The sequence below is a fragment of the Sphingomonas sanguinis genome (assembly GCF_001476905.1).
Classification (GTDB): domain Bacteria; phylum Pseudomonadota; class Alphaproteobacteria; order Sphingomonadales; family Sphingomonadaceae; genus Sphingomonas; species Sphingomonas sanguinis_B.
In genome coordinates this window covers 1-16458 of record NZ_LDTE01000075.1, presented here as the reverse complement: position 1 = coordinate 16458, position 16458 = coordinate 1, and the positions used below count along the sequence as shown (strand labels likewise).

18 protein-coding genes are annotated in these 16458 nt (G+C 66.8%); 7 read left to right on the top strand and 11 right to left on the bottom strand.

Going from position 1 to position 16458, the window contains the following annotated elements:
• The first annotated feature begins 27 nt into the window (after window positions 1–27).
• Window positions 28–555, top strand: a complete 528-nt coding sequence (locus SB4_RS12180; RefSeq protein WP_241488607.1) for a hypothetical protein — start codon at window positions 28–30, stop codon at window positions 553–555.
• 175 nt (window positions 556–730) lie between these two features.
• Window positions 731–1054 (top strand): UrcA family protein, encoded by a 324-nt coding sequence (locus SB4_RS12175; protein ID WP_082670146.1) that lies wholly within the window; start codon window positions 731–733, stop codon window positions 1052–1054.
• Between the two features lie 154 nt (window positions 1055–1208).
• Here SB4_RS12175 and SB4_RS12170 read toward each other — a convergent pair whose 3' ends face one another.
• From SB4_RS12170 to SB4_RS12150, 5 genes are read right to left on the bottom strand one after another with little or no spacing between them, the layout of a single operon-like run.
• Complete coding sequence (locus tag SB4_RS12170) at window positions 1209–2369, bottom strand: murein hydrolase activator EnvC family protein (protein WP_241488606.1); 1161 nt, start codon at window positions 2367–2369, stop codon at window positions 1209–1211.
• 4 nt (window positions 2370–2373) lie between these two features.
• Window positions 2374–2796: a 23S rRNA (pseudouridine(1915)-N(3))-methyltransferase RlmH gene (locus tag SB4_RS12165; RefSeq protein WP_058752777.1), complete on the bottom strand. Its 423-nt coding sequence runs from the start codon at window positions 2794–2796 to the stop codon at window positions 2374–2376.
• 18 nt (window positions 2797–2814) lie between these two features.
• A complete protein-coding gene (gene rsfS, locus SB4_RS12160; RefSeq protein ID WP_058752776.1) occupies window positions 2815–3219 on the bottom strand; it encodes a ribosome silencing factor in 405 nt (134 codons plus the stop codon).
• Between the two features lie 12 nt (window positions 3220–3231).
• Window positions 3232–3831, bottom strand: coding sequence for a nicotinate-nucleotide adenylyltransferase (locus SB4_RS12155; protein WP_058715215.1), 600 nt, complete (start codon window positions 3829–3831; stop codon window positions 3232–3234).
• Entirely contained in the window at window positions 3828–5102 is a 1275-nt protein-coding gene (locus SB4_RS12150) for a glutamate-5-semialdehyde dehydrogenase (protein WP_058752775.1), read from the bottom strand. The genes SB4_RS12155 and SB4_RS12150 overlap by 4 nt, the downstream gene beginning before the upstream one ends.
• Before the next feature lie 119 nt (window positions 5103–5221).
• On the opposite strand from SB4_RS12150, the gene SB4_RS12145 reads away from it, so the two are divergent.
• Window positions 5222–7966, top strand: a complete 2745-nt coding sequence (locus tag SB4_RS12145) for a [protein-PII] uridylyltransferase (RefSeq protein WP_058752774.1) — start codon at window positions 5222–5224, stop codon at window positions 7964–7966.
• A 467-nt stretch (window positions 7967–8433) separates the two neighbouring features.
• On the opposite strand, the gene infC is transcribed toward SB4_RS12145, so the two are convergent.
• The 6 genes from infC to SB4_RS12115 all read right to left on the bottom strand — a co-directional run bounded on the left by infC (window position 8434) and on the right by SB4_RS12115 (window position 14079).
• Window positions 8434–8967 carry a translation initiation factor IF-3 gene (gene infC / locus SB4_RS12140; RefSeq protein ID WP_037569087.1) on the bottom strand — a complete coding sequence of 178 codons (534 nt, stop codon included), beginning with the start codon at window positions 8965–8967 and terminating at the stop codon, window positions 8434–8436.
• Window positions 8968–9081: 114 nt separating this feature from the next.
• Window positions 9082–11085, bottom strand: a complete 2004-nt coding sequence (thrS, locus tag SB4_RS12135) for a threonine--tRNA ligase (RefSeq protein WP_058752773.1) — start codon at window positions 11083–11085, stop codon at window positions 9082–9084.
• Between the two features lie 94 nt (window positions 11086–11179).
• Window positions 11180–11929 carry an EAL domain-containing protein gene (locus tag SB4_RS12130; protein ID WP_193753810.1) on the bottom strand — a complete coding sequence of 250 codons (750 nt, stop codon included), beginning with the start codon at window positions 11927–11929 and terminating at the stop codon, window positions 11180–11182.
• A gap of 122 nt (window positions 11930–12051) precedes the next feature.
• Window positions 12052–12249: a con-10 family general stress protein gene (locus tag SB4_RS12125; RefSeq protein WP_058715219.1), complete on the bottom strand. Its 198-nt coding sequence runs from the start codon at window positions 12247–12249 to the stop codon at window positions 12052–12054.
• Window positions 12250–12488: 239 nt separating this feature from the next.
• Window positions 12489–13250 carry an SIMPL domain-containing protein gene (locus SB4_RS12120; protein WP_394664541.1) on the bottom strand — a complete coding sequence of 254 codons (762 nt, stop codon included), beginning with the start codon at window positions 13248–13250 and terminating at the stop codon, window positions 12489–12491.
• Between the two features lie 13 nt (window positions 13251–13263).
• Window positions 13264–14079: an LD-carboxypeptidase gene (locus tag SB4_RS12115; RefSeq protein WP_058752772.1), complete on the bottom strand. Its 816-nt coding sequence runs from the start codon at window positions 14077–14079 to the stop codon at window positions 13264–13266.
• Between the two features lie 74 nt (window positions 14080–14153).
• On the opposite strand from SB4_RS12115, the gene SB4_RS12110 reads away from it, so the two are divergent.
• The 4 genes from SB4_RS12110 to SB4_RS12095 all read left to right on the top strand — a co-directional run.
• The gene (locus SB4_RS12110) at window positions 14154–15545 is read left to right on the top strand and encodes a UDP-N-acetylmuramate--L-alanine ligase (protein ID WP_058752771.1); all 1392 of its coding nucleotides are present in this window, start codon (window positions 14154–14156) and stop codon (window positions 15543–15545) included.
• Between the two features lie 63 nt (window positions 15546–15608).
• Window positions 15609–16016: a hypothetical protein gene (locus tag SB4_RS12105; RefSeq protein ID WP_058752770.1), complete on the top strand. Its 408-nt coding sequence runs from the start codon at window positions 15609–15611 to the stop codon at window positions 16014–16016.
• Entirely contained in the window at window positions 16013–16213 is a 201-nt protein-coding gene (locus SB4_RS12100) for a helix-turn-helix transcriptional regulator (protein ID WP_058734169.1), read from the top strand. Before SB4_RS12105 ends, SB4_RS12100 begins: the two co-directional genes overlap by 4 nt.
• A 59-nt stretch (window positions 16214–16272) precedes the next feature.
• Window positions 16273–16458 (top strand): DUF6356 family protein (locus SB4_RS12095; RefSeq protein WP_241488605.1); only part of this gene is annotated, 186 nt, incomplete at its 3' end.

The window sequence follows — 16458 nt, the reverse complement described above, 5'->3', positions numbered from 1 at the left end:
TGCCTCGGCTATCCATGGAGAGGTTGCATGCTGCGTTTGCCTTTACATCGCTCGACTATATTTCTGGCCGCTGCCGCGACGGTCGCAGGCCTCGCCAGCGAAGCGGCCGCCCAACCGGAACGCGTTCGATCAGAAGCAGCAGCACCGTCGCCTTTCATGGGGCGATGGGAACTGGACCTGACGCGCATGCCCAGCACCTACGGGCCGCCTCCCAAACGGGTCGTCTACAGCTTTCAGGACATTGGTGAAGGCAAGTGGCGGATGGTCGTCGACATCACCGGTCAGGACGGCAGCGTCCGGCACATGGCGGCATCTTATCGTCCGGATGGAACGATGGCGCCCAGCGAGGGAGAAACGAGCGAGGCGGACAGCGTGGCCGTCATGACGCCGACCCCCAATGTGCTCGTGCTCAATATCGCGAAGGCGAAGAGGCTGGGATCGGTGCGCGTCTACATCGTGTCGACGAACGGCAACGAAATGACCGAGTCTGCGGCGGGCCTCACCGACAAGGGAGAGCCATTCGTCCGCAACTTCCACTACAGGCGATTGCGCTGAAGTTCTGGCTGCGGCCCTGGCCCAACCACCCAAGTGCGCGACAGGGTCGGGGTCGGCGACCAGCCGTGTGAACCGCGCGCCGGTTGGTCAGAGCGGCATCGATCACAATCATCCGTCTTCAGCCGCGTGCGTGCCACGCCACGGAGGCTGTCGGCCCTCCTAAAAAGGCAAAGCCATGAAACGATCATGGGTGCTGAACGCACTTCTGCTGTCCGCCTGTGCAACGCCCCGCACGACGCCGCATCCACCACCCGACATGGTGGTGCGCTACACCGACCTCGCGCTCGATACCTCGGCTGGGCGGAACGAGCTCGTGGAGCGCGTAGACCGAGCGGCTCGAGACTTCTGCGATGCGTACGATCCGCAGGACGAAACTGCGATCTTTGACCCGCATCTTGCCAGCGCTCGATACTGCCCCGGTTATGCGATCCTTCTGTTCATGAACAAAGCGCCTGCTTCCGTGCGCCGCGCGTATCGTGAAGGTGTCGGTAAAAAGTAAGCCGATCTCAGCACCGGGCTCCGATGCTTCCGATTGCGAAACGGTCAGCGATACCCGGAGGCCCCCATCTGGGAGTCAGTACCAGAAATTTAATCGCATTCCGGGGGCCTCCAGCTTGTCGGATCATAGTCCAGCAACGATGCAAAACCGCCCCTCACCCCAGGATCGCGGCGATATCCATCGGTCGTCCGTCACGGCGCAGTTCCACGGTCACGCGCGGCTCGACACCGTTATGCCCCCGCCCTGCCCGGCCCAGTACCGCGCCAGCGGCCACGCGCTGCCCCGGCTTGACCGCGATGCCGCCTAGGCCCGTCACCAGGCTGGTCCAGCCTGCACCGTGGTTGACGATGACGATGCCGCCATAGCCCCGGAACACGCCCGCATAACGCACCTCGCCGCCCGCGGGCGCGACGACGGAGGCGTAGGGAACGGTCGCCAGCGTGATGCCGCGCGCGCGGACACCGGCGTCGGAAATCTCGCCGAAGCCGCTCGCGACCTTGCCCTTGACCGGCAGGCGATAGGTGCCCTGCGCGATCACTGGCCCCATGACACCGGGCGCGAGCGGGCGCGAGACGGGTCCCGGCAGCGCCAGCAGCTCGCCCGCCGTCGCCTGCGCCTCGCCACGCTCGGCCATGCGGTCGACGATATCGCGCGCCGCCTCGCCCAGCGCCAGCGCGCGGTTGGACTCGTCGACCGCCACCTGGCCCAGCGCCTCGGCCCGGTCGCGGTGGCTGGCCTCCAGCTTCGCGAGTGCCTGGCGTTCGCTTTCCAGCTTGGTCGTGGTCCCGGCCAGCGCTCGCGCCGCCACGGTCATCTGCGCCTGGACCCGGCGGGTCGCGGCCAGCTCGCTGCGCACCGCCGCCGATCGCGCGGCGATGACGGGCGCAATGGTGCCGAAGACCGCACGGACATGCGCCAGATCGGCGATCGATCCCGGTTGCGCCACGGCCGCCACCGGCGGACGCGCCGCCATGCTCTGCATCGCCGCGAGCAGATGCGCGAGCGGTGCCTGCGCCTTGGCCAGCCGCGCCTGTTGCTGTTCGAGCAGCCCGGCGACGAGATCGACCCGCGCGCGCGCCGCCGTCACCTCCGCCTCGGCCGCCGCGACGCGCGCGGCCATGGCGCGTTCCTTCGCCTGGGCTATGGCCGCCGCATCGCGCTCGGCCCCCGCCTGCTTCTCCAGCGCCTGGGCCCGCGCCTGCGCCGCCGCCGCGCCGACCCGTGCATCAGCCAGGCGGCGCTGGTCAGCGGCGATGTCGGTCGCGCCCAGCAGCGCCAGCCCCGCCATCGCCAACATGGCCCGGTGCTGCCGCACGCCCCTAGCCCTCGCGGTGATAGGGGTGGTTGGCCAGGATGCTGGTCGCGCGGAACAGCTGCTCGGCCAGCATCGCGCGCGCCATCATGTGTGGCCAGGTCGCCCGGCCATAGGAGATGAGCAAATCGGCGCGCGCCCGGTCTTCATCCTCGAACCCGTCCGCCGCGCCGATCATGAAGCGGCACTCGCGCACGCCGTCGTCGCGCCAGCGCTCCAGCCGACGCGCGAAATCCATCGAGGACACGTTCTCGCCCTTCTCGTCCATCAGGACCAGACGCACCTGTCCTTCCAGCGGCGGCACCTTGCCGCCGGTGTCGGGGAGTTCGGTGACCTTGGTCGGCCAGCCGATCCGCTTGATATAGCGGTCGACCAGCTCGGCCTCGGGCGAACGGCCGATCCGCCCGCGCGCGACGATATGCAGCAGCACGGGCGGCCTCTTAAGGCGTCAGAGGGTGCGGTCGGCAGGACTCGCGGGCGGGGTCGGCGCATCGCCGAACGCCCACATGCGCTCGAGATTGTAGAAGCTACGGACTTCGGGTCGGAACAGGTGGACGATGACGTCGTTCGCGTCGATCAGCACCCAGTCGGCGGTCGGCAGGCCTTCGATACGGACCGAACGGCCGAACTCGGCCTTGATCTTCTCGGCCAGCTTCATCGCCATCGAGGCGACCTGCCGGGTCGAGCGACCGCTGGCGATCACCATGAAATCGGCGATCGAGGACTTGCCCGCGAGCGGGATCGAGATCGTCTCCACCGCCTGGTCGTCATCCAGCGACGCGAGGATCAGGCGGTGCAGCGCCTCCACCTCGGCGGGATCGGACGGACGCGGCGATTGCGGGGAAGTGGCCAAGTGAGCTCCTGTTCAGGGGACGTTTCGGCCCATATGCCGAAACCAGTCCGGATCGCGGGCCCGAAGGCCCGTGGCGGAAGTCGGGTCGGGGCGGAAGCGCAACAGCACGAAGGCCGGCAAACTCCACATCGTCCAGTTCTTCGCCTGGCCCGGACGCCTCTGGAAACGCCTGAACCAGCCCAGCGCGGGTGTCGCGTGGGCGGCGGCATTGTACCCCGGACGGCCGATAACCGCAATCGGGATCGCACGGGCAATCGATCGCCACCCGCGCCAGCGGTGAAACTGCTGCAAATTGTCCTCGCCCATCAACCAGATGAAGTCATGGCCGGGGTAGCGACGCTGGATGCCGCGCACCGTGTCGAGGGTGTAGCGGGTGTGCAGTTCCTGCTCGATCGCGCTCGCCCGGATCGGCGCGCGCCGGGCCATATTCGCGGCGGAGGCAAACCGTGCGGCGAACGGGGCCATGTCGCTGGCCCCGTCCTTCAGCGGGTTGCCTGGCGACACCAGCCACCACACTTCGTCCAGGCCGAGCGCGCGGATCGCGTCCAGCGTGATGCGGCGATGGCCGCTATGAGCGGGGTTGAACGACCCGCCGAGCAGGCCGATCCTCATCCCCCATGCTCGGCGCGGATCTGGCCCGTCCCGCGCCCGACCCATTTATAGGTGGTCAGCCCCTCCAGCGCGACCGGTCCGCGCGCATGGAGCCGCCCCGTCGCGATGCCGATTTCCGCACCCAGTCCGAACTCGCCGCCATCAGCGAATTGCGTCGAGGCGTTCCACAGCACGATGGCGCTGTCGACCTCCGCCAGAAAACGCTCGGCGACGGCCTCGTCGCGCGCGACGATCGCGTCGGTATGGTGCGATCCATGCGCGGCGATATGCGCCATCGCGCCCTCCACCCCGTCGACCAGCGCCACGCTGGCGATCGCATCGAGATATTCGGTGTCCCAGTCCTCGGGCGTGGCGGCAGCCAGACCGGGGACGATCTCGCGAAGGGCTTCGTCCCCGCGCACGGTGCAGCCCGCATCGACCAGTTCGGCGACAAGTTCGGCGGGATGGCAATAGGCCTGGTCGATCAGCAGCGTCTCCATCGCGCCGCAAATGCCGGTGCGACGCATCTTGGCATCGCGCACCACCCGCCTCGCCATCTCATGATCGGCCGACCCGTCGACATAGACATGGTTGATCCCGTCGAGATGCGCGAGCACCGGCACCTTCGCCTCGGCCTGGACGCGCGCGACCAGGCTCTTGCCGCCGCGCGGGATCAGCAGGTCGATCAGCCCGTCGGCGGCCAGCATCGCCCCCACCGCCGCGCGGTCGGTGACAGGGACCAGCTGCACCGCACCCGCCGGGCCGCCCGCCGCGCGCCAGCCCGCGGCAAAGGCGGCCTGCAGCGCGCGGTTGCTGTGCACCGCCTCCGACCCGCCACGCAGGATCGCGGCATTGCCCGCCATCGCACAAAGCGCCGCCGCGTCGACCGTGACATTGGGACGGCTTTCATAAACGATGCCGATCACCCCCACCGGCACGCGGACACGCGACAGGTTCAGGCCATTGGGCCGGGTCCGTTCGTCGATCCGCTCGCCGACCGGATCGGGCAGACCCGCGACCGCCTCCACGCCCGCGACGATGCCTGCGATCCGCGCCTCGTCCAGCTTCAGCCGGTCGAGCATCGCCGGGGACAGGCCGTTCGCCGCCCCAGCCGCCATATCGCGGGCATTGGCCTCCAGAATGGCCGGGCGTGCCTCGTGGATCGCCTGGGCGGCGGCCCGCAGCGCCGCGGCCTTGGCGGCGGTCGGCATCTGCGCCAGGGTGCGGGCAGCATGACGGGCACGCTGGCCCATATCGGCGATCAGGGCGGGAATGTCGTGATGGTCGGCCATGCGGCGTTCGCTATCACGGTCGGACGTGGGGCCCAAGCGTCCTAATCTTCCTGACCTGCAAGGGCAGGAATATGCCGTGCCCTCTCCATTTGTTCATCCCCAGCCTCTATGACGGCCCCATGCACAGCCGCTTTGAATCCCTGCCCAACCGCCGCGCCATCGTCGATCGTCGCCTGCTCGCCGAACAGGTGGCCGCGCTCGGCATTACGGGGCCGGAAGGCCGCACCCGGATCACCCCCGTGCTGCGCGCCGCGCTCGACGCCGGGCGGCAGGAAGTGGCGCGCAGGCTGTCCCTCCATCCCTCGCGCGGGCTGGAGGCGGCGGCGGCGCAGGCATACCTGACCGATCAGGTGCTGAAGGTGCTGTTCGAGTTCACCACCGAGACGCTATACCCCTTGAGCAACCCCACGGCGGGCGAGCGGCTGACCCTGATCGCGGTCGGCGGTTATGGCCGGGGTGAGATGGCGCCCTATTCGGACGTCGATATCGGCTTCGTCACGCCCTTCAAGCAGACGCCCCATGCCGAGCAGGTCATCGAATCGATGCTCTATTCGCTCTGGGATCTGGGGCTGAAGGTCGGCCATTCCAGCCGCTCGGTCGACGAGACGATCCGCCAGGCCAAGGCCGACGTAACCGTGCGCACCGCCCTGCTGGAGGGGCGGTTCCTGTGCGGCGACCAGGCGCTGTACGAAGAGACGGCGCGCCGCTTCAAGGCGGAGATCCAGACAGACTCGCACCGCCAGTTCATCGCCGACAAGCTGGCCGAGCGCGACCTGCGGCACCGCAAGATGGGCGACACCCGCTATGTCGTCGAACCCAATGTGAAGGAGGGCAAGGGCGGCCTGCGCGACCTGCACGCGCTCTTCTGGATCGGCAAATATGTCTATGACGTGGAGCGCGCCGCCGAGCTGATCGAGCGCGGCCTGTTCACCCGCGAGGAATATCGGCAATTCCACCGCGCCGACAATTTCCTGTGGGCCGTGCGGTGCCACCTGCATCTGATCACCGGGCGCGGCGAGGACCGGCTGACCTTCGACGTGCAGCGCCAGATCGCCGAGCGGATGCGCTTCTCCGACCGGCCCGGCAAGGCCAAGGTCGAGCGGTTCATGCAGCTCTATTTCCTGCAGGTGAAGACGGTCGGTGCGCTGACCGGCGCGTTCCTGGCGCATCTGGACGAGCGGTTCGCGGCGCGCGGGCATCGCTTCGGCCTGCCGACCATCCGCCGCCGTCCGCGACGGTTGAACGGCTTCGTCCTGGATCGCGGAAGGCTCGCTTTGCCGCGCGACGACTTTTTTCAGGAAGACCCGGTTCGGCTGATCGAGATATTCCAGCTCGCCGACCGCTATGAGCTGGAGGTGCATCCGCTCGCGATGCGGGCCGCGTCGCGCGATGCCAAGCTCGCCGACGATATCCGCACCTCACCCCGCGCCAACGCCCTGTTTCTCGACGTACTGACCAGCCGCCATGACCCTGAACTGGTACTGCGCTGGATGAACGAGGCGGGCGTCTTCGGTCGCTTCATGCCCGATTTCGGCCGGGTCGTGGCGCAGATGCAGTTCGACATGTACCACCACTATACGGTGGACGAACATACCATCCGCGCGCTGGGCCTGCTCGCCCGGATCGAGCGGCAGGAACTGGTCGAGGAGCACCCCGTCGCCTCCGCGATCATCGACCAGATCGTGTCGCGCCGCGTCCTCTATGTCGCGGTCCTCCTCCACGACATCGCCAAGGGGCGCGGCGGAGACCATTCGATCCTGGGTGCAGAAGTCGCCGAGCGGCTCTGCCCCCGGCTGGGCTTGAGCGAGGCGGAGACCGAGACGGTCGCCTGGCTGGTCCGCTGGCACCTGCTGATGTCGGCCACCGCGTTCAAGCGCGACCTGTCGGACTTCAAGACGATCCTCGACTTCTGCGAGACGGTGCAGAGCCCCGAGCGGCTTCGCCTGCTCCTCCTGCTGACCATCGTCGACATTCGTGCGGTGGGGCCCGGCACTTGGAACGGGTGGAAGCGCCAGTTGCTCGGCGATCTCTACGAAGCCGCCGAAGAGGTGCTGCGCCTCGGCCACAAACAGCGTGGGCGGACCGAGCGGATCGCCGCCAAGCAGGCGCGGCTGGGCGAGTTGCTCGGCTGGCCAGAGGCGAAGTTCGCCGCGCATGTCCGCCGCCTGCCCGAAGCCTATTGGATCGCAGAGCCCGAGGATGTGCTGGCCCATAACGCGCGCCAGATGGCGGCGGCGGGCGATGCGCAGCTATCGATCGACGCGCAAGTTTATGGCGAGCGGGGTGCGACGCTGGTGTCCATCTACGCCGCCGACCATCCGGGGCTCTTCTACCGTATCGCGGGCGCGATCCATGTCGCGGGCGGCAACATCATCGACGCGCGCATCCACACCACGCGCGACGGCATGGCGATCGACAATTTCCTGGTCCAGGACCCGCTGGGCCGCCCCTTCGACGATCCGGGGCAGCTATCCCGCCTGCGCCGCGCGATCGAGGATGCGCTCGCCAACCGCAACAAGATGTCGGACCGGCTGGTCGCCAAGCCCAACGCCCGGCCGCGCGCCGACGCCTTCCCCATCGCGCCCAACGTCCTGATCGACAACCGCGCGTCGAATCGCTTCACCGTGGTCGAGGTCCATGCCCGCGACCGCCCGGCGCTGCTCAACCAGCTGGCCCATGCGCTGTTCCAGTCGAAGGTGACGATCCACTCCGCCCATGTCGCGACCTATGGCGAGCGTGCGGTCGACGTGTTCTATCTGACCGACCTGACCGGGGACCAGATCACCAATAGCGGGCGACTAAAGACGCTGGAGAAACGCCTGCTGGGCGCGGCGGCGGGGGAAACGATGGAGATTGCGGCTTAGCGGTTCCCAGACCTTCGCGGGGGAGTTTCGCGCAGAGGCGCGGAGAACGCAGAGGTTGTTTTGGGCAGAGGGGCGCTCTTTCCTCCCTGCAAGGGGAGGTGGCTGGCCGAAGGCCGGACGGAGGGGTGTCCCGGTTCGAGAGGTGGCCTTCCCTCGCAGGCGGCGACACCCCTCCCCTTGCAGGGGAGGAATAGATTTCCGTGACGTCCGCCTTTGCCCAGCCGCCCCCAATCCTAACAACGGCGCAAGACATCCTGATCCCGCCAGCTTTGGCCCCTGCCTAACCTGAACGGAGTGTGGGCCAGTCATTTGCGGCCGGCTGAGCCGCCCGCCCGACCTGCTAAAACCCTCTACGTCCTCCGCGCCTCTGCGCGCCCCAAAACAAAACCCCCAGCGGCCGATCGAGCCGCCAGGGGTTCTGAAAAACATCGCGCAACTCGAAGGATCACCCCCCGAGTCGCCACGCATCATTTGGGCGCCAGCACCATCAGCATCTGGCGGCCTTCCATGCGCGGATAAGCTTCGACCTTAGCGACCTCGGCCACCTGCTCGGCGACGCGCTGGAGCACGTTCATGCCGAGCTGGCCATGGCTCAGCTCGCGGCCGCGAAAGCGCATGGTGACCTTCACCTTGTCGCCCTCGCCAATGAATTCGACCACCTTCTTCATCTTGGTGTCGTAATCATGGTCGTCGATATTCGGACGCATCTTGATCTCCTTGATCTCCTGCGTCTTCTGCGACTTGCGGGCGAGGTTCGCCTTCTTCTGCGCCTCGTACTTATACTTGCCGACGTCGAGGAACTTGGCGACGGGCGGATCGGCGTTGGGCGACACCTCGACCAGGTCGAGTCCCAGCTCCTGGGCCTGCGCCATCGCCTCGCGCGTGTACATCACGCCAAGGTTCTCGCCCTCATGGTCGATCACGCGAACCTTGGGGCTTTGAATCCACTCGTTGAACCGAGGACCGTTCATCGGCGGCGCCTGCATCGGACGGCGCATCATGGGAGGACGTATGGGTATTTCTCCTGTGGCAATTACGATTTCAATATAAGCGATCGGGCCCGAATTTGAAAGGGCGAGACAAACGCCCCGCCCCTTCCATTACTTAATGCTGATTTAGCCGCGCAGATCGGGCGGAGTCGCTTCCTCGCGCAGCATCGCGATGGCTTCGTCCAGTGTCATGATCTCCTGCGCCTGGCTGCCCAGACGACGGACCGCGGCCTTGCCTTCCTCGGCCTCGCGCTTGCCGACGACCAGCAGTACGGGGACCTTGGCGACCGAATGTTCGCGCACCTTGTAGTTGATCTTCTCGTTGCGCAGATCGGTCTCGACCCGGATGCCCGCCGCCGCCAGCTTGGCCGCCGCCTCTTCCGCATAACCGTCGGCGTCCGACACGATCGTCGCAACCACCGCCTGCACCGGCGCCAGCCAGACCGGGAAGCGGCCCGCATAATGCTCAATCAGGATGCCGATGAACCGCTCATAGGAGCCGAAGATCGCGCGGTGGAGCATGATCGGGCGATGCCGCTCGCCATCCTCGCCAATGTAGGACGCATCGAGTCGCTCAGGGAGAACGCGGTCCGACTGGATGGTGCCGACCTGCCAGGTCCGGCCGATCGCGTCGGTCAGATGCCATTCCAGCTTGGGCGCATAGAAGGCCCCCTCGCCCGGCAGCTCTTCCCAGCCATAGGCCTCGGTGGCCAGCCCGGCGCGCACGACCGCGTCGCGCAGCTCAGTCTCGGCCATGTCCCACATCTCTTCGGTGCCGAAGCGCTTTTCGGGGCGCAGCGCCAGCTTGATCGAATAGGTGAAGCCGAAATCCTTGTAGATACGGTCCGCCAGCTCGCAGAAGGCGCGAACCTCCTCGACGATCTGGTCCTCGCGGCAGAAGATGTGCGCGTCGTCCTGGGTGAACTGGCGCACACGCATCAGGCCGTGCAGCGCGCCGTGCGGCTCGTTGCGGTGGCAGCAGCCATTTTCATACAGGCGCAGCGGCAGGTCGCGATAGGACTTGATCCCCTGGCGGAAGATCAGGACGTGCGCCGGGCAGTTCATCGGCTTCAGCGCCATCCACTGCGCATCGTCCGACACCAGCGGGCCTTCGTCCTCGACGTTCGGCACTTCGTCGGGGATCACGAACATATTCTCGCGATACTTGCCCCAGTGGCCCGACTGCTCCCACTGGCGCGCGTCCATCACCTGCGGAGTCTTCACCTCGCGATAGCCGGTGCCGTCGATCGCGCGGCGCATATAGGCCTCCAGCTCGCGCCAGATGCGATAGCCCTTGGGATGCCAGAAGACCGAGCCATGCGCCTCCTGCTGGAGGTGGAACAGGTCCATCTCATTGCCCAGCTTGCGGTGATCGCGCTTGGCGGCTTCCTCCAGCCGGGTCAGATGCTCGGCCAGCTGCTTCTTGTTGAGCCAGCCGGTGCCGTAGATGCGGCTGAGCATCGCGTTCTTCTGGTCGCCGCGCCAATAGGCGCCCGACACGCGGGTCAGCTTGAAGGCGTTGGGATCGAGCTTGCCCGTCGAGGCCAGGTGCGGACCGCGACACATGTCGAGCCAGGCGTCCTCGCCGCGCCCTGCGCGGTAGACGGTCAATTCCTCGTCATCGGGCAGCTCGGCGGCCCATTGCGCCTTGAAGCTCTCGCCCTGCTGCGTCCAACGCTCGATCAGCTGCTCGCGGGTCCAGACCTCGCGGATCAGCGGCTCGTCCTTCGCGATGATCTTGCGCATCTCGGCCTCGATCGCGGGCAGGTCCTCCTCGGTGAAGGGGCGGTCCTTCGGCGCGAAGTCGTAATAGAAGCCGTCGTCGGTCGCAGGCCCGAAGGTGATCTGCGTGCCGGGGAACAGCGCCTGCACCGCCTCGGCGAGAACATGCGCATAGTCGTGGCGGGCGAGTTCGAGCGCATCGGCCTCGTCCTTCGCGGTCACCAGGGCGAGCACGGAGTCGCCCTCCAACGGGCGCATGATGTCGCGCAGCTCGCCATCGACGCGCGCGGCGATCGCCGCCTTGGCCAGGCCCGGACCGATCGCGGCGGCGATGTCCGCGGGAGTAGTTCCGGGCGCGACCTCACGGACGGAACCGTCGGGCAGCGTGATACGGAACATCGCGGACATGGATACTCTCTTCGATAGCTATAGGTGATGCACCGGCAGAACCGGGCGCGGGGCTCTATAGGGAAGATTCCCCGTCAGGTATACGGGGTGGCGGTCAGGCGTAGACCCGAACCTCCGGCAGCCGCGCCAGCGCGGGGCGGGCATACCAATATCCCTGGTGATAACGAACGCCCAATGCGTTCAGCGTCGCCGCCTCTGCCGCCGTCTCGATCCCCTCGGCGATCAGCAGCGTGTCGAGCTCGGCGCACATGCCGACCATGGCACGCACGATGGCGCGTCGGCGGGGATCGGTGTCGATGTCGCGGACCAGTTCCATGTCCAGCTTCACCTCGTCGGGTGCGAAGCGCACGAAGCGGTCCAGCCCCGAATGGCCCGCGCCGAAATCGTCGATCGCGACCGAAAAGCCGATCTGCTTATAGGAGTCGATGATGCTCGCGACATGCTCGGGCGAGCCCATCTGCTCATTCTCGGTGAACTCGAAAATGAGGCGGTCGACGGGCAGCCCCTGCGCCTGGGCGGTCCGCAGGGTCAGCTGGATACAGGCCATCGGCGAATAGACGGCGTTGGGCAGGAAGTTGATCGACAGGCGTGCGTCGCCGTCCATGATCCCGGCGGCCATCGCGGTCTCGATCGCCTTCACACGGCACGCCTGGTCGAAGGAATAGCGGTTGGCCTCAGTCACCTGCGACAGCACGCTATAGGCACTTTCACCCGCGACACCGCGAATCAGCGCCTCATAGGCAAAGGGGCGGCCTGTCGCCGTGTCGACGATCGGCTGGAATGCCATCGCAAACGGGATGTCGAAATCGATACCGTCGCGGCATCCGGTGCAGATCTTACGCATTTCCATCGACGCTGGCCTAGGCGCCAATGGTTAATGCGATGCCCTCATAACCGTTTTTTTTGAAATAAAGGGCGGCGGCGGTCCAAAACCGCCGCCGCCCGAGTCCACCGGTCCGGCCTGGATCAGCGGTTCTGGCCGCCACCGCCATGGCTGGCCTGGCCACCCTTGGAGCCGGCCTCGGCGGCGCGTTCGGGATCGTTCTTGAAGTTGCCGCCGCTTTCCTGGCCGCCCTTGCGCCCTGCTTCGGACGCCTTTTCGCGGTCGTTGGCGAAATTGCCGGGATTGTTGTCGCGGCCACCGCCGCCATTGCTGTCTGCCATGATATCTCTCCTACTTTCGCCCCCCGCAGGAAAAGACGATGGACACCCCTCTCAAGTTTCGGAAACACCGCCAACAATAATATTCTTCATAAGCCGTCGATCCTGATCCACTTTGTGGAGCGAAGCGGCAGCAACGTCGCCCGACTTCACCCACATCATTATCCGCAGGAGAGGAATGGCGGCGTTTTCTCCGCAAACAACACACAGCATATCGGTGACATCACGTGCAGATGCCAGCGCTATTGATCGATAGCGTAGGCCGCCATCAACGTAACCTTGATATCGATCGGTGCGGGCGACAGGTCGACGCGGATGGGTGCCGCCGGGGCCGGAGGCGGCGGGGGCGGCGGCACGGAGGATGCACCGGTCGGTGCGCTTTCGGGCATCGCGATCACGACTTCGCGGTAATTGCTGTCCTGGACCCGCAGCAATCGGCCCAGCTTCTGCCCCGATCCTTCCGCGATCAGCTGCGCCTGCGCCCTGGCCCCGGCCAGTGCGGCGCGCATCGCCTTCTGCCGAACGGGCTCGGAGTCGCTGAGCCAGTAATTCTGAAGCCGGGCCTGCAATCCCCCGAGCCGACCGATGACACCGATCAGCGTTCCTGCGTCACCGATCCGCGCAGTGTTGACGATCACCTGCATGGTCGCGACATAACCCTGGATCGCGCACGCGCCGGTCGAAAGCTGGACCTGGCCATAGCCGCTATTGCATTCGCGCGACCGTACGGGCTCGATCGCAAGATCGGAGGTGTGAAGCTCCATCGCACCACGCACGACCTGCTCCGCGCCGGCGCGAATCGCCTTGGCCTGATCGCGCAGCTTCGTCGTCGCCTCGTCCGACGTGGCCCCCTCCCCCCGGACAGTATAGGCGATGGTCGCCCGATCGGGCGCGGCCAGTGCGGTGCCGGTCGCGGATACGAATATCTGCGACGGGGAGGATGTCTGCGCCGTCGCCGCCGTGGCGGCCAGCGCGAAGCCCATAGCCAGAATCCATGCCTTCACCGTCATTCTCCCCTCACACGATCCCGAACGGCACCAGATGATTGTCCTGGGTGTGCCCCACTCTGGCCCGTCCCAGATAGGGCACGCCCATCTCGGTGCACCAGCGCTGAATCATGAACTCCAGCGTCTCGCCCCATTCGGGCTCGTTGGGCTGGACGTTGCTGACCGCGCCTAGCCGGACGCCCGCGACGCCCTTTAACTGGGTGGCATTGGCCATGGTGAACAGCATCCGGTCGACCGCATAGAGATGCTCGGACACCTCCTCGACGATCAGGACATGGTCGGTCAGGTCGGGGAGCCAGGGCGTGCCGATCAGCGCGGACAGGATCGACAGGTTGAAAGCCGCCGCCGGACGCCCGTCGAGCCCGGGCTCCAGCCCCTGCCGGTCGCCGCTGACCAGCCAGCCGAGCGAGCGCGCCACGGTCACGTCGCCCTGCTGGCGGCGGATATCGCTCGCCATCGGCCCGTGCACCGGCCGCCCGATCCGCCGGGCATAGAGCGCGGCCAGCACGAAGCCGAGATCGGAATAGCCGATATAGGTCTTGTGCCCCGCCGCCGCGTTCAGGTTCGGCATGACCCGCGATAGGATGCGGTTCGATCCATAGCCGCCGCGCAGGAACCAGATCGCGTCGATGCCCGGATCGTTCGCGAACTCCAGAAAGGCCGAGGCGCGGCGCTCGTCGGCCCCCGCAAAATGCCCGTCCTGCTCATAGCATTGCGGGTGGAAGATCAGGTCGACATCCGGATAGGCGATCGCGGCGAAGGCGCTGACCGGCGCTTCGGCGGCGGGGTTGCCGATGCTGGCGGGGGCGAGGATTCCGATCTTCATTTCAGCGCGTCCCCTTGGAGCCCCATCCGGCCGGGCATTGCCCTGTGCCGCCAACTCGCCGATAGCGTGGCGCCATGACCAACGGCAATTCCTGTTTTCTGGTGGGTATCGGCGGATCGGGGATGATGCCGCTGGCGATGATCCTGCGCGCGCGTGGGCAGACGGTATCGGGCTCCGACCGGGGGCTCGACCAGGGGCGCGTTGCGGCCAAGTTCGATGCGTTGCGCGCCGCCGGGATCGCGCTATTCCCACAGGACGGGTCGGGCGTGGTGTCTCCCGACCAGCTCGTCATCGCCTCGGCCGCCGTCGAGGAGACGGTGCCCGATATCGTCGCGGCCAACCGGCTGGGCTGTCCCCGTGCCACCCGGGCGCAGATGCTCGCCAGCCTGTTCAACGAGAGCACGCTGCCGATCGGCGTGGCGGGGACCAGCGGCAAGTCGACCGTCACCGGCATGATCGCTTTCATCCTGCACGAAACGGGGCGCGATCCGACCGCGATGAACGGCGCGGTGATGAAAGACTTCGTCACGACCGACAGTCCCTTCGCCAGCGCGCTGGTCGGCGGCGGCGCGGCGTTCGTCAGCGAGGTGGACGAAAGCGACGGCTCGATCGCGCTCTACAATCCGGCCATCGCGGTGCTGAACAATGTCAGCCTGGATCACAAGTCGCTGGAGGAATTGCGCGACCTGTTCGGCGGTTTCGCCGCCCGGGCGCGGCATGTGGTCGCCAATGCGGGCGACGCCGAAACGGCGGCCTTGCTGGCCGACATCCCCAACCTCACCACCTTCGCGGTCGAGGGCGCGGGCGATCTGGTCGCCGAGGCGCTGAAGCCCGAGCCGTTCGCGATTTCGTTCGACCTGATCACCGGCGGCGCGGGTTATCACGTCCGGCTGTCGGTGCCGGGCCGCCACAATGTCTCCAACGCGCTGGCCGCGATCGGCGCAAGCGTGGCGGCGGGCGTGCCGCTGATCGATGCGATCCGCGCGGTCGAGCGCTTCACCGGCCTGAAGCGCCGGTTCGAGAAGGTTGGCGAGGCGGGCGGCGTCACCGTCATCGACGATTTCGGGCACAACCCCGACAAGATCGCCGCCACGCTCGACACGCTCCATGCCTTTCCCGGACGCTTGCTGATCCTGTTCCAGCCGCACGGCTACGGCCCGCTGAAGGTCATGCGCCGCGAACTGGTCGACAGCATCGCCACGCGCATGCGGGCGGGCGACGTGCTGGCCCTGCCCGACCCGGCCTATTTCGGCGGCACCGTCGCGCGCGAAGTGACCAGCGCCGACATCGCCGCCGACCTGCGCGGGCGCGGCGTCGACGCCCGCCACATCGCCCACCGTGCCCAGGCGGCGGAGGCACTGGTGGCGGAAGCGCGGGCGGGCGACCGCATCGTGGTGATGGGCGCGCGCGACGACACGCTCAGCCTGTTGGCGCAGGACATGGTGGAGCAACTCGCCGCGACGTAAAGGACGCTTGACGTAAAGCGAACTTTCCATGTAAAGCCTCCTTCACATTGAAGGAGGTTCGTCATGTCCCTGCGCCCCGAAATGAAGCGTTATACTTATCGCCTGCTCCTGACCTTCTGCCTGTATGCCGTCGCGCTGGTGGGCGCGAATATGTGGTTCCGCCATGCGCCGCCCACGGGCTTGCTCGCTTATGTCGTCGCGCTGTTGCCCGCGCTGCCGATCATCGGGGTGTTCGCCGTCATCGCCCGGCTGCTGATCGAGATGCGCGACGAATATGTACGGATGCTGCTGGTCCGCCAGTCGCTGGTGGCGACCGGCTTCATGCTGTCGGTCGTAACCGCCTGGGGCTTTCTGGAGGATTTCGGCCTCGCTCCGCACATGCCGAGCTATTATGCGACCGTGCTGTGGTTCGGCGGACTGGGGCTCGGCGGATGCCTAAACGCCTTTCTCGAAGGGCGGGCGGCGCGATGAACAACCACCTCCGCGCCTTGCGCGCCGAGCGCGGCTGGAGCCAGCAGGACCTAGCCGAGCGGCTGGAGGTCAGCCGCCAGAGCGTGAACGCGATCGAGACGGGGCGCTACGATCCCTCGCTCCCCCTCGCCTTCAAGATCGCCGAGCTGTTCGCGCTGACGATCGAGGACATCTTCGTCAGCCCGTCCAAAGGCTGATTTGGCCAATCCCCATCGCCATGATAGGATCACCGCTCGGCCATAGGAGAATGCCCGTCATGTTCCGTCGCCTGTTTACCGAACATCCCGAAAGCGTCGGCGAAAGCTATGTCGAGCATTTCGGTGTCGCGGCACGGTTCGGGGGAATCATGATCGTCGGCGGGCTGGGCGCGATCGTCCATGCCGTGGTGCCGGGGCTGTGCACCACGACCGGCAGCGACACGGTGGCGCGGCTCCATGCCGAG

Bases quoted from the DNA above. Each gene is read 5' to 3' on its own strand.
- SB4_RS12180 (WP_241488607.1), top strand. From the start codon at position 28: ATGCTGCGTTTGCCTTTACATCGCTCGACTATATTTCTGGCCGCTGCC.
- SB4_RS12175 (WP_082670146.1), top strand. From the start codon at position 731: ATGAAACGATCATGGGTGCTGAACGCACTTCTGCTGTCCGCCTGTGCA.
- SB4_RS12155 (WP_058715215.1), bottom strand. From the start codon at position 3,831: ATGAGGATCGGCCTGCTCGGCGGGTCGTTCAACCCCGCTCATAGCGGC.
- SB4_RS12150 (WP_058752775.1), bottom strand. From the start codon at position 5,102: ATGGCCGACCATCACGACATTCCCGCCCTGATCGCCGATATGGGCCAG.
- SB4_RS12145 (WP_058752774.1), top strand. From the start codon at position 5,222: ATGCACAGCCGCTTTGAATCCCTGCCCAACCGCCGCGCCATCGTCGAT.
- infC (WP_037569087.1), bottom strand. From the start codon at position 8,967: ATGATGCGCCGTCCGATGCAGGCGCCGCCGATGAACGGTCCTCGGTTC.
- thrS (WP_058752773.1), bottom strand. From the start codon at position 11,085: ATGTCCGCGATGTTCCGTATCACGCTGCCCGACGGTTCCGTCCGTGAG.
- SB4_RS12130 (WP_193753810.1), bottom strand. From the start codon at position 11,929: ATGCGTAAGATCTGCACCGGATGCCGCGACGGTATCGATTTCGACATC.
- SB4_RS12125 (WP_058715219.1), bottom strand. From the start codon at position 12,249: ATGGCAGACAGCAATGGCGGCGGTGGCCGCGACAACAATCCCGGCAAT.
- SB4_RS12115 (WP_058752772.1), bottom strand. From the start codon at position 14,079: ATGAAGATCGGAATCCTCGCCCCCGCCAGCATCGGCAACCCCGCCGCC.
- SB4_RS12110 (WP_058752771.1), top strand. From the start codon at position 14,154: ATGACCAACGGCAATTCCTGTTTTCTGGTGGGTATCGGCGGATCGGGG.
- SB4_RS12105 (WP_058752770.1), top strand. From the start codon at position 15,609: ATGTCCCTGCGCCCCGAAATGAAGCGTTATACTTATCGCCTGCTCCTG.
- SB4_RS12100 (WP_058734169.1), top strand. From the start codon at position 16,013: ATGAACAACCACCTCCGCGCCTTGCGCGCCGAGCGCGGCTGGAGCCAG.